We start from the raw sequence: 12862 nt of genomic DNA on the forward strand, positions 1-12862 counted from the left end.
CACAAAGTAATCAATTTAAGAATGTGAACTACCATATAACAAGTAAAAAAGGGAATATGATGCACTGAAATATCAAACCATTTCAGCCTGTGGTTTGCGTTGTCACAAACCATCCGCAAATGCACGAGTAGCCATTGCTGTGCCCTACCCGGCATACTCGCGCCAGTGGAGCGGAGAATCTAAAATTCGAAGAAGCCTATCATTTCCTGTCCGGTATCAACTGATTGTTGAAGTAAGGCTTTAAATCTTTCCAAATTATAAATTAAACTTTCAGGATCGTCATTGTACACCTCATCCTCAAATATTGATAGGTGACCTAAAAACCCTTCCTCATTATCAAAATTTGTTTGAAAAAGTTTTACTCCTCCGTATTTCTCTATTAAAGGAATTGTTTCAGCGTCTAAGGCAGGGACAACTTGCTCGTCTATAAACGCAATGACGCGCATAATTTCACTAGCGTCAAAATGTACTGATTCATCATCACTATCGTAACCTTCTGTCGACAAATTATGATATAATCTATAGCAATACTCAGTTAAAGTTGTATTAAATAATTCTTCCGCTTTCGATTCGTCTATTTGCTTGGCATAAAAAAGCGTCAATGCATAAGCTCCGAATTGGAACCGTACATCGGTATCATTCGATTGATTTTCATCAAGCGTGAAGTAGATTGATCTGGCCATGTTTTTAGCGTTAAGTTTGTGTATTGGTTTAGCTTATGATTTTTGTTGTCGCGGCTATGTAGTGCATGTATAATCCTGCTAAGCTAACACGTTTTGCTCAAATTTGCATGCGGCCGGGCGCAAGCGAGGGACTGATTGGTGCTTGCCGATTAGACCCGGTACAAAAATATCACTTCCGGCAAAATGCGCCTGTCAACTGGCGCGAGTATGCAGCGGGGCCGATGTGGATGCTACTCGTGACCTGAACGCAAACTTAAAAGCAACCCATCAAACTAACAAAGGGTCAATCAACGTTACATCCAACAGTGCAAGTAAGCCGTAGTAGTTCCGGGCACTGCTGTATAGACAGTCCTGGGGGGGTTCTACCAGTCCGGCCACCACCGGGTTTTGATGTAGGTAATCCAGTTTTTGATGCAGGATGGCGTGCGTGGTACATTCGATAGGATGATTATCTTGCTGCCATAACTGGAAACCGGTATTTTGCGAATTTTTACGACCGGCACGTTCCATCATCCACAGCATCCATTCGCGCCGGCTTTCCTGCGGATGGGTTTGGATAGCTTGCCTCAGCTGTTGCGAGGTATGTCGTTTCATATCGCGTAAAATATCGGGCATATCATTTTTTACCGTGCCAATAATCATATGCACATGGCTGCTCATGATGCACCAACCGTAGGTTTCGAGTCCTTTATGCCTGCGGCAATACTGCCAGCTATCAAGCATCACGTGTACATACCCGGGCCTTACAAATAAATCTATCCAGTGTACCACCGCGAAACTTACAAAGTAGCGTTTATCCTGGTTGCCTATTTTATATTTAGTACTCATGGCAGGCTAAGATAAAACTTATGGGTTAGGCACCAACGGCCTGTGCTTGCTTCGTTACTCCGATTTTCTGGCGCGGGTATGCAGTTTCGGCTCGTAGCTTAGCTACCCGTGACCTGAACGCGAAGGCAAGTTTTTACTGGCGCAAGTATGTAGCGGGGCATGCGGGCCGTTACTCGTGACTTGAACGCGAAGGCAAGTTTTTACTGGCGCGAGTATGTAGCGTTGGCATGCGGGCTGCTACTTGTGACTTGAACTCGAAGGCACGTGTAGCCATTACGCTGCCCTGCCCGATATACTCGCGGCAGAGGAGGTCTCTGATAGCCTCATACCCAATCCTGTAATTTATTGGCAACTACCCACTGTGTCCATTGAGCAATAATTTCTCGCAGGTCGGTAGTGGAGACGGAAATATCGGCACGGGCCTCATCGATTCCTGAAAACGTACTTTGTACCGGGCCGATCGTGAGGAAACTTAACGTACCTCCGGCGTCGCTGTCAAAAGGCTGGCCGGCTAAAGCTTTATCCAACTCGGGCAAAACGTCGTTAGTCAAATAATCGATGGGCTGATTAAGCAGGTAGTAACTTAGGTGGTAGTTAAACAATTCATCATCAAGAACAGCCATTGATACACTCTTGTGACCGCCGCCTACCGCTTGCGCAAAAAACTGGAGCTTGTATTTGAATGGGCTTGATGGCATAGCTTTAAATGGTTAAACAATATACACAGTTAATTCACAAGATCACCGCTTTGTACGGCCGGTGTCACACCCTTTCTCTGTACAAATATAGGTGTGGCCGGGTGGAAGCAAGCACCTGACGTAAGTATATTGATCAAAAATACAACGCATCTCATTTTCTGGCGCGAGTATGTCGCCGAGGTTCGTGGTTTGGCTACTCGTGACCTGAACGCGCAGGCATATTTTTTTCTGGCGCGAGTATGTAGCGTTGGCATGTGGGCTGCTACTCGTAACATGAACGCAGAGGCACGAGTAGCTGTTGCCACTGCTCTGCCCGACATACTCGCGCCAGTGGAGGTGGCGAATTTCGATTTTTAAACGATTATCTATACATTTAGCTTTATAACTAAACCTTTATGTACAATTTATCAGATACCTCGTTAGAATGGTCACTTCTTCATTTAACCAATTATTACGACAGTGACTTTTTTCCCAGATTATTTGAATTTGATGCAATTAAACGCGATTGGACTAACGTTAAGAAACATATAGCGGAGATAGACCTTGAAAAGTACGCTCCTAAAAGCCCGATCATTTCTCTGGCTCCTAAAGCAAATGGAACATTTAGGGTAATTCATCAGCTAGACCCTATTGATAGTATAATTTATGCAGCTCTACTTTTTGAGAATGCAATGTTGATAGAGTCCTATCGAATTCCAGAAATTAGGAAAATTGCATGTTCCTATCGCATTAAGCCAGACACAACCGGGTCCTTCTTTCTAAAAGATACAAATGGTTATCCAGATTTTATGGAAAAAGCTGCCGACTTAACGGCCAAGTATCCATCTGGAGTTGTACTGATTTGTGATATAGTCGATTTTTATAATCAGATATATTTGCACCGGGTAAACAATATTCTTAGTGAAGCAGGTTCGAAAGCGAATCAGGTAATAGAATCTTTTTTGGGAGGATTAAATACAAATATTTCTCGTGGTATACCAGTTGGCCCTGCTCCAAGTATCTTGATTGCTGAAGCAATTATGGGAGATATAAATCGAAAAATATTAAATTACACAGACTCTTTTGCTCAATATGTCGACGACTTATTTATCTTTTTTGAGTCAGAGTACGACGCAAAGATATTTTTACATGAACTCACGAGATATCTTTATTCTATACACCGACTCGTTTTATCTCCAGATAAGACTCAAATAAAAACTGTATCTCATTTCAAAAAATTTTTTCTTAAAGAAGAAGCGAGATTAGAGAAAGAAGCAATCCACGAAAAATTGGAGGAATTGGATGAAGGATATGCTTTGCTAGATGCAATAACGGAATTTGAGGAGCTAGATGGAGCCAAAAAATTTGAAATCCGATCAGAAACTTACCCTATGCTTTTTTACGAAGCTTTAAAATACGGCAAAATCGAATTGGGATTAATGCGACACATTTTAAGGCAAGCTGGGAAGTATAAAGTAAAAAGCATCATTCCACAAATTTTTTCCGAATTCGATAAACTTCTCCCCGTTATAAGAGAAATAGTGATATACTTTGAGAAAGTATTAAATGAAAAAACAGTAATCCATTATGAAAAGGAGTTCTCTCAATTATTATGTAATCCTTTTATAAAGATCGCCTATGTAAACATGTGGATTTTTACACTATTTCAAAATAAGTATTTTAATGCTATAACGTTGAAAATTAATTATAATCAGATAATTCGTGTACGAGAAAAAGCATTAATAGCAAGACGAGAAAACAATCTCACTTATATTAAAGACATCAAAGATGGATTAGATACTCTTGGAAATTGGGATAGAAGAGCCGTATTATATTCTTCACATATACTTTCAGAGGACGAAGCAAAACATTGGTTAGGACTAGAATCATCAAAAGGAGATATTTTAAATAAAGCTATTTGCTCAATGATAATAAGTGACAAAAAATCATCGAGGAAATAGAATCTCGAAACTTTAAACTTTCAGTTTAACACTCATAAAATCAACAACCAAAAGTTAGATTGACGAACATCTATTATTTCTATTTTAAGGAAACGAGATTGCGACCATTAAATTTCATGTTGAAACTCGTTAAACAACTTAACTACTTTCAAACTGCTTCTAAAAACTCGAATAAGCTAATGATAAACTGTCAAGCGTTTCAGAAATTTTAATGTGTGATTTGAACTAACCTCTGTTTAAAAGCAAAAGAAATTATCCGTTTACTATTATCGTCAATATTCTTAAAAGTACTTAGACTCTTAATCTTATCTAAATCAAAATTCAGAAGAAGCTTACCAAAACATTCGTCAGCGAAAGAATTAGAAATAACGTTTATACCAGCAAAATCAAAAATTAAGAAATTTCCAGACTCGATATTGGAAACAATTTCACTACGAATTTTTGTTCCAAGGTTTCTAGTGCTCAAGTTAGAACTTAAGGTTTTAAAATGGATCGTTTTCATAATGTGTTTACCATAAACCGTTTATACCGCCTTCTTCGTATCGCTCTTTAAAAGAGTCTATGAAATCAGTGTAACCGTCAGTTACAAGTTCTGGCTGTACACTAATATCGGTATTTATTTCTAAATATACAAATGTACCTTGCCATTTGTTTCCGCTTGACACCTTTATACCATGTCGATTAGAAGTCAAACAATTATCACCTGAATAAATTAACAACTCTCCTTTGTTGAGCTTAGCAAAATTGGCGGTAGCATATAGGCCAAACCCCATACCTTTTCCGTTAGTCACTTTGTTTTCAATACATTTTTCTAGAGCTTCCGCTTCCGTCCATGCGGCATATTTTTGATTTGTCTTTAATGAATGATGCACCCCACAACCAGTATCACAAACAACTATTCTTATTTTATTATGCTTAGCATAATATTGAGCAGTAATCCAACCACCATTTTTACTCTCAGCATGAAAAAAAATATTTCCAACTACCTCTCCCAAACAAAAAGATATAAGGTACATTACAGATTGATCAATGGAAGTATAACGCTGTAACATTTGAACAACTTTGTCAACCATAAGATAATCGCTTTCTCCATCAAAATTCGTTATCTCAATAAATCTACCATTGTTATCCTGCCTTTGAAATTGCTCCTCAAATTTAACATTCAAATTTTGAAAAAAATTCATTCTACTTATGTATCCAGATGTCTTATCATCTATTTCAATTTCGCCATCAGGTGTTACATTTATTTCATCTAACTTTCTTAAAGCCGCTGTTACCAAAACAAGAAAATCTGGATAAGTAAATTTTGTTACGGTTAATTTAATCTTCACTGAATCACCTGCCAGAACAGAAAACAGTGGGGACAACTGACTTACGACTTCTTCGTGTCTTCTACATTTGTCTAAATTTATATCAATAGTATGCTCAGCCATTAAATTTTTGAAAATTACGAAGCCAAAATTAAGTTAATTAATTAGGCAATCGAAAACTTCCGTTGACAGATCCCCCCTCACCCTACCCAAAACCGATCCCGCTCATCCGCCACGCCCGGAATCCAGCTGGCGGTGTCTGAGGGCAAACATTCGCCGGGTGCTAACAACCGCGTATTTTCGGGGCAGTAGCGGTATTCGAGGAGGCCTTTGCGGCCCAAGTGTTCCCACTTTACTTTCTGGATGTGTATTTCGGTGACGTCGTGGCCGTTAACGCGGTTGCGGTATACGGTAAAGCCGTTTTGGGTGATGTTAAAAAAGTGGGCCGACCCGCTGATGCTGTACAGGTTGGGCACCTCGAAGTTGCCGTCGGCCTGCTTGGGCATTTTGGTGGGGTGGGCTACCAAAAAGGTGTGTACGCCGTTGTGCTGGTTAAATTTTACAATTTTAATGAGCTGCTCGGCCGTAAACTTGCTTTCGTTGTAACCGGCGGGCATGGTGTTTTCGATGCGGTTCCAGGGGTCTAAAATCAGTCCGTTGATGCCGTAGCGCAGCACCAGCCGGCGGGCTTTTTCCAGCAGTATGTCCAGACTAAAGCCCTCCTCTTCGGGGTAAATAATGTGGAAACGGCTTTGCAGCCAGTCGCGCATTTTTTCCATGTCGGCCTCGGTAATGTTGGCCTTGGTGGCGGGTTTGCCGATTACTTTTTTAATGAGGCGCATCAAAAACATTTCGCGCGGGTAGGTTTCGGGCGCAAAGATGGCAAACTTCCAGCCGGCGTTGAGGCAGAGCTGCAAACTCAATTGTTCCAGAAAAACGGACTTGCCGTGCGAGGGCACGCCGGTTACGGTGGTAAGTTCGCCAGGCATAAAGCGCAGGTGCTGGTCAAAGCGGTCATCGCCGGTGGCAGCGCCCTGGGGCAGGCCGTTGTGGTAAATGTCCATCACGCCGGGCCAAAGCTCATCCACCGTATACACCCCCGCAATGGGGAACGCCCGGGCCGCCGCCAGCCTGCCGCGCAGCCGCTCCTCGCCGTAGGCCATTAGGTACTCGTTGGCATCCTTGAGGCCCTCAAAATCAACCTTCAGGCAGCGCTCCACACCCAGGCGGCGGGCCAGCTCGTCGCGCAGGGCATGGCCGGGGGCATCGTCATCACAACTCAAATAAATGGTAGTCATACCCTCAAAATGGCCGAAACAGGCATCCAGGTACTCCATCCGGGCATTGGCACTTGCGCCGTTAGGCACGCTCACCACCGCCGGGTAGCCGGACTGGTGCCAGCTGAGCGCGTCGGGTTCGCCCTCGCAAATAATGCACTCGGTCTGCCCCGCCAGGCTATCGAGGTTGTAAAAAATCAGTTCGGCATCCTTGCTCAGCTTAAAATGCTTTAGGGCGTCGCGGTATTTAATGTTGATGAGCTCGCCACCCCTCAGGTAGTTAAACTGCACGGTGCTCACGGTGCCGCCCGCGCCCGGCATCCACTCGGGGCCCTCGGTAACACCTAGATCAATCAGCGTTTGCTGGCGGATGCCCCGCGCGGCAAACCAATCTACCCAGGGCTTGCTGAGCGGCGTACGATTCACAAACGTGGGCCGAACGTAGGTTTTACGCTCAAAGGCCGCCATATCCAGCGCACGGCCCTTCCAGCCGCAATGGTGGCAGTGGTAGGTACCGTCGGGGATGTTCACGCTCAGGCAGGGGTCGTTTTTGTGGCGACGCTGGTGCGAGCACTTGGGGCAAAGCGTTTTGCCGGTGGTGGTAATGCGCTTAAGGTCGATGCCCAGGGCCTGCAATTTTTCTTTCTGACTCATTGTACAAAACGGGTTTGGGTGGTGGGTATGCGGTTTTCGGGCGTAAACCAGATGGTGCGGCACTTTTGCTGCCAGTTGAGCACCGGGCGGCCCTGCACATCGTGCCAGTTGGCCTGCCGGTAATGCGCCCAGGCTTTTTCGGCAGCGCTGGCGGTATAGCCATGCTCGGTAAAAAAGCTGCTCACCTCGCTCAATTCCGGCTCATCCATCACTCCCAAACCCATACGCGCCCCGTTTACACCGTTTTTTTGGTTTGGATAGTTTAACCCTTTATAAGAGTGGGCAAGCGCCGGGGAAGCGGTGTTTCCGCGCTGTTTAGGCGGCGGGGCGTTTCTTGCCTTCTTGTTAGTAGCAGTGGCGGTAGCAGTTTTTATTGCAGCTTTTTTAGGGGTGGCAGGTTTTGGAGTAGCAGGATTTAGAATAGCAGTAGCAGGACCAAAATCTGTCTGTTTTAGGGTTGATTTGGGGTTGACCGATGCCGGCCTTTTTACATCTATGGTCACCTTAGCAACAGCGCCATTTTCGACAACACCTTTAGCAAGCGCATCAACATTAATATTCCCAGATGCAGGTTCAGCAATTCGAGTTTCCGTTCTGCCAATCAAAAGTCCTCCCTCCCGGGGAGGATTTAGATGGGGCTGTTTTGGGTTGGACTGCCTTGCATAATCAACACCTTCCGATACACTAAGCCTATCTTCTATCAAGGCATCACAACCGCCAGCCAGCTTACCACCGATTACCTCAACCCCGCCATTCGCAGCCGGATTTAATGACTGCCAACGGCGCAATTTTTCCGCCTGATTTTGCCCGCAACAGACACCATCTCCCGACTGCACGCCACCAAAAAAACTGCTCTCATCCCGCGCCTCAACACCATCATCTCCCAAAGCTTCCGACTGATTCCAAGAACTGCCACTATCACCCAAAGAACTGCCACCCTCTTCAAAACTCTCACCCCCATACCAGCAACTGCTACCGCCACTGCCACCGCTACTTTCTAAAGAACTTTCTAAACAAAGCGACAACACCGACGGACGCTCCTGGTTGTTGGATTTGTAGACCACCCGTACCAGCTGGGCCGCCTCCAGTTGCACCAGGTATTTCCACACTGTTTTGCGGCTTTGCATACCGCAGGCGTAGCCGGCATCTTCGGCGTTAAAGAAAAAGTTTTGGGTAAACCGGCTGCGGTTGTTCACCTCCACGAGCCACATAAAAAGGGCGCACATCCCCGGCGTGGTTGCCCCCGGATTTGCCGCCGCAAAAGCGAAATATTGTTTAGTTAATTGGTAACCGTTCATGGTATCGGATGTTGAGTTATTGGGTTATTAGGTTAATAAGCTATTAGGTTTTTGGAGCGTGGTGTTGTTGATTTTGGGGAGTGATTTCGCTGATTTTGGAAGTAATTTCATCAATAGGATTAGACTGTTTTTTTTACTAAGTAAATTAGCATAAGCACCCACTGTCATTTCGAGTGATAACGAGAAATCTTGCTCAGAGCGATGCGTAGATTTGGGCGGCTGAACGCATTAAAATCGCCCCTCAACAACCCCTTATTTTTCACTTTTTGTCTATCTCATCATTGTTAATTTAACGCCTCCCGCCCGGCTAAAAGGCTACTGCTGCTTTCTGCTCCAAAATTCCAAACTATGAAAATAGTTTAATTTTACTCATCGTAGTAAGGTACTGGTGCCTTCTACTAATCACAGGCAGCAGCCAGAATACTAACGATGATATTATCTTAAACCACATAGCTATAAGCATATTTTAAGCCTCTATTTTCTATTCATGTAAACAATATAAACATCTGTATTTAAGCCGAATAACATTACACAACTAAACACTTACTGATTTAAAATTGACTGGGTTAATATTGTATAATTTAGTATGGTGCTTCGTGATGAAGATTGTGATTTAAGGGCTACATAGCACTGCCGATATCCTCCCTGTAAACTACTACACGCTTGACTGATTCATTTGTCAGAATCAGAATTTCAAACCCCAACCCCCTAAAGGGGAGTTATTGAATGACGACTCAGCCTGAACAATATGCAACTAAAAGCTATACTGCCCAGGCAAAATTTAGGCGCGGCAACTCCCCCTTCAGGGGGCCGGGGGCTTTCATCAATTTACTAAATATTGCCATCAGTTTTGGTGACAGTGTTTTGTCAGTACTCTTGCTTTTTTGTTATTGGCGATAGTCAGCAAGGCGGGCTAAAAGCCCGCGCCCAATAAGGTCAATTCGTTAAACCCCTCCCTGCCCTCCCAAGGTAACAATGTGCTGCACTTCCAGCACCCAATGGCACTACTCAAACCTGCCCCAACAGGGAGGACTTTTGTCTGAACCGGAATTTTCAGGATTTGAAGAATTTATAGAATTGCCTGTCGCTTTGCTGTTGTTAGAATCTGAATTTGCTGAATTAATGAATGAGCTAAATTGCCTGTCGCCTTGCTGTTGTTTGAATCTAAATGTACCAAGTTGACGACCTCCACGTCATTTAAAAGCTCCCACCTTTAGGATGCCGGGGGCCCGGGCTTCTCGTCTATCTCCCCAGCTTCGGCCGAAAGGCGGGCAGCACAATACGGCCAAGCGCGTTGACAAAGGCCTTTTAGATTTTGCAGATCCATCCTCCATATTCCACAAGCCGGAGACTTGCGGCAGCGGCAAAAAAAGTGCAAAGGCCTGCTGTTGCGCCCGGGCCGGCGAGGGCCTTGTGCGGGTGTGAGGTGATCGCAACAGCTAGGCCTTTTTGGTTACTTTTGTGGCTATGACAAAAGTAACTGGCCTCTGCGGCCAAGAGCAGACGAAGTAAGTGAACCATCACTAACAGACGTTAAAAACTCATATCACTCGCTACACTAAGCACCATCAACCGCAACCATCAAGATCCCTCACTATCGTTCGAAATAACAAGGTAGAGTTCACTCACTCACTCACTCACTCACTCACTCACTCACTCACTCACTCACTCACTCACTCACTCATTGGCTTCCTCATCTAACATCTCCCTTACCTCATCCAACAACTCTTCCATCACCATAAACTCCTGCCAGCGGCGGTTGGTGCCGTAAAGGCGATCAGTATGGTAGATGACGTGCATGCGCCACATCTCGTAACAGGTAACGCAGCCCAGCTGACCAGCCGTAGGGTAAGCAGTGCTTTGCACACGGCGGGCACGCACCTGGCCGTTGGCGTATTTCACCATTAGCTCAGGCATTCGGCACCTCCTTTACCCAAAAGGTATTGCCCTGCTCGGGGCGCTCAACCTGCAGTGGCAGCTCAAAACTGCGCACCAGAGCACGGGCCGCACTCATGCTGTCGCGCAGCTGGGTGGGCGGCACCTTGTACACCAGCATATCGGGATACTGCCGCACCCTGATTAAAGGATAATGCAGCCGGAAGGTATCTAATGCGGTTGATTGGTTCATTGGTTGGATTGGTTCATTGGTTGATTAGTTGGTTGGTTCATAGGTGATGGTTGATAGTTCAGGGTTCATGGATGATGGCTTTGGGTTCAGTTGCTGACCGGTTCTTGGCTCTTGCTTCTTGTTTCTTGACTCCTGGCTCTTGACTCTCTCCCACCGCTGTCATTTCGATTGATAGTGAGAAATCTTGATACTGGCGACGGGCCGACTTACAGGTTTTTAGTTTAGAAATTGTAAAACATCATGAATGATATACAGGCCTTTTTACGCGTGAAGACGGAGATTCAATCACATAGGTGAGCGTAGCCTATCCATCCACTTTTCGCGATTATCAAGATTTCTTACAATCACTCAAGATGACAGAGTGGACAAAAAGAACCAAGCACCTAATAACAAGAGCCAAGAATTAAAAATTCACTCATTCACAACTCACTCATTCACTCATTGGCTTTCATCTCACGGACTCCCCGACTCAACCAAACCCTCAATTCAAGAACCGCACGTGGGTATACACTTCGTATTTAAAGTCCTGACTCAGGTTCCAGATGTGGTCGTAGCGGGCCTGCAGGTCGGCTTCGTCATGGCAGCAATAACAGGCTACCAGGCGGGCGGCGCGCAGCTGCAGGTCAAGCTCGTCGAGCTGCTGGTTGTAGCTCTTTACTTTCACCATGGCAAGCGGCAATTCAAACAAGCGCTGTTCGCGCAGTTGCAGCACCTTTTCAGGCGTGTGCATTAGTTTTATTTTTTTAGCAGTACTCATATTTAATTTTCTTTTAATTGATTTTGGAAGCCAATAATTGATTGATAGAAAAGCAATGAGTGGATTTTTAATGAGCGAATGAGTGAATAAACCCTCCACCTACGCACGCTATCGCGAGGTACGGGCGCCATCTCTTCAAGCTGAGCCAGCCTTTAGATATCACGTTTAACCTTAACCGGCGCTTGCCTATTGGCGAGTTACCAACCCCTCATTTACCTGTCCGGCGGCGAACCTACCCCTGTATTTCGCAATGACGCAGTTGGCTTTATAAGCTCATTCACTCGTTTAAAACTCCTCTTTGGTTGTCATCTGCAAATCATTCACTCATTTACATCCATTCACTCATTGACTTCTTGCTTTACGTAAATATTTACACTATTTTTGTTGCGTAAACATCATATACAAATGTAAATACAATATTTACATAAATACTAAAAACATTAGCATTAATTTTTTGTTCATTATACACATGACTGATTATCAGGGTATAAAATTTAAGGAATACTTACACCGAAACAGCATCAAGGTGGTTGATGCTGCCAAGCAATTAGGTGTGAGCAGGCAGAACTTGTACCAATATTTTAGGTCGGATACACTTTCGCGAGAGACAGTAAATAACTTATTAACAGTGTTTAAAACATCAGAACAAGAAATTTTTGGTACCCCGCCCGAGGCCGGTAACGGAAAATCTATGGGCGAGGTTAATTACCCGCTCGACCCTAATGAAACGCCTTTTGTGGATATTGGCGGCGGCCAGTACCTCATGATTGTGCCTCTGGTTAATGAGTATGCCTACGCGGGTTACCTGTCGGGCTATAAGGACAATGAGTACATTGAGGATTTGCCCAAGCACACTATTGTAGTGCAAAAACAGCACCGCGGCCACTACCGCGCCTTCGAGGTCATCGGCGAGAGTATGGAGAACCCCGAACTACCGCGCGAGAGTATTTACGACGGCTCGATTGTAACGGGCCGGGAGGTGCAGCCCCACCTGTGGCGCAGCCGCCTGCACACCCACCGCTGGAAAGATTTTGTGATTGTGCATAAAGAAGGGATCCTCATTAAGCGCATTGCCAGCCACAGTGTAGACGATGGTATGGTCGAGCTCGAATCGCTCAACCCCAATAAGACCCAGTATCCCAACCGCACCGTGCACCTGGATGATGTTGACCAGATTTATAATATTGTGAATGTAACGCAGTACAGGTAATGCAATGAGTAAATGAGTGAGTGAAACCAATGAATATCTGTACTCTTGACTCTATACTCTTGGTTCTTGGCTCTTAATT

12 protein-coding genes are annotated in these 12862 nt (G+C 44.8%); 3 read left to right on the plus strand and 9 right to left on the minus strand.

Features of this window, described 5'->3' with window-relative positions; translation table 11 throughout:
- Window positions 1-179 precede the first annotated feature (179 nt).
- The gene (locus tag AAGR14_RS13350) at window positions 180-683 is read right to left on the minus strand and encodes a hypothetical protein (RefSeq protein WP_342644717.1); all 504 of its coding nucleotides are present in this window, start codon (window positions 681-683) and stop codon (window positions 180-182) included.
- Window positions 684-748: 65 nt separating this feature from the next.
- Between AAGR14_RS13350 and AAGR14_RS13355 the strand changes: the two genes are divergently transcribed.
- Window positions 749-928: a hypothetical protein gene (locus AAGR14_RS13355; protein WP_342644718.1), complete on the plus strand. Its 180-nt coding sequence runs from the start codon at window positions 749-751 to the stop codon at window positions 926-928.
- 22 nt (window positions 929-950) lie between these two features.
- Here the strand turns inward: AAGR14_RS13355 and AAGR14_RS13360 are convergent, their stop codons facing one another.
- The gene (locus tag AAGR14_RS13360) at window positions 951-1511 is read right to left on the minus strand and encodes a transposase (protein WP_342644719.1); all 561 of its coding nucleotides are present in this window, start codon (window positions 1509-1511) and stop codon (window positions 951-953) included.
- 323 nt (window positions 1512-1834) lie between these two features.
- Complete coding sequence (locus tag AAGR14_RS13365) at window positions 1835-2209, minus strand: hypothetical protein (RefSeq protein WP_342644720.1); 375 nt, start codon at window positions 2207-2209, stop codon at window positions 1835-1837.
- Window positions 2210-2604: 395 nt separating this feature from the next.
- Between AAGR14_RS13365 and AAGR14_RS13370 the strand changes: the two genes are divergently transcribed.
- Window positions 2605-4149 carry an RNA-directed DNA polymerase gene (locus tag AAGR14_RS13370; protein WP_342644721.1) on the plus strand — a complete coding sequence of 515 codons (1545 nt, stop codon included), beginning with the start codon at window positions 2605-2607 and terminating at the stop codon, window positions 4147-4149.
- A 509-nt stretch (window positions 4150-4658) separates the two neighbouring features.
- Here the strand turns inward: AAGR14_RS13370 and AAGR14_RS13375 are convergent.
- The 6 genes from AAGR14_RS13375 to AAGR14_RS13400 all read right to left on the minus strand — a co-directional run bounded on the left by AAGR14_RS13375 (window position 4659) and on the right by AAGR14_RS13400 (window position 11573).
- Window positions 4659-5582, minus strand: a complete 924-nt coding sequence (locus AAGR14_RS13375; protein ID WP_342644722.1) for an ATP-binding protein — start codon at window positions 5580-5582, stop codon at window positions 4659-4661.
- A gap of 77 nt (window positions 5583-5659) precedes the next feature.
- The gene (locus AAGR14_RS13380) at window positions 5660-7390 is read right to left on the minus strand and encodes a bifunctional DNA primase/helicase (protein ID WP_342644723.1); all 1731 of its coding nucleotides are present in this window, start codon (window positions 7388-7390) and stop codon (window positions 5660-5662) included.
- Entirely contained in the window at window positions 7387-8688 is a 1302-nt protein-coding gene (locus AAGR14_RS13385) for a hypothetical protein (protein ID WP_342644724.1), read from the minus strand. The genes AAGR14_RS13380 and AAGR14_RS13385 overlap by 4 nt, the downstream gene beginning before the upstream one ends.
- A 1677-nt stretch (window positions 8689-10365) precedes the next feature.
- Window positions 10366-10593 carry a hypothetical protein gene (locus AAGR14_RS13390; RefSeq protein WP_342644725.1) on the minus strand — a complete coding sequence of 76 codons (228 nt, stop codon included), beginning with the start codon at window positions 10591-10593 and terminating at the stop codon, window positions 10366-10368.
- A gap of 4 nt (window positions 10594-10597) precedes the next feature.
- Complete coding sequence (locus AAGR14_RS13395) at window positions 10598-10816, minus strand: hypothetical protein (RefSeq protein WP_342644726.1); 219 nt, start codon at window positions 10814-10816, stop codon at window positions 10598-10600.
- 481 nt (window positions 10817-11297) lie between these two features.
- Window positions 11298-11573 (minus strand): hypothetical protein, encoded by a 276-nt coding sequence (locus AAGR14_RS13400; protein WP_342644727.1) that lies wholly within the window; start codon window positions 11571-11573, stop codon window positions 11298-11300.
- Window positions 11574-12042: 469 nt separating this feature from the next.
- On the opposite strand from AAGR14_RS13400, the gene AAGR14_RS13405 reads away from it, so the two are divergent.
- Window positions 12043-12783, plus strand: coding sequence for a hypothetical protein (locus AAGR14_RS13405; RefSeq protein WP_342644728.1), 741 nt, complete (start codon window positions 12043-12045; stop codon window positions 12781-12783).
- The last annotated feature ends 79 nt before the right edge of the window (window positions 12784-12862 follow it).

This window comes from Mucilaginibacter sp. CSA2-8R, from assembly GCF_038806765.1.
GTDB lineage: Bacteria > Bacteroidota > Bacteroidia > Sphingobacteriales > Sphingobacteriaceae > Mucilaginibacter.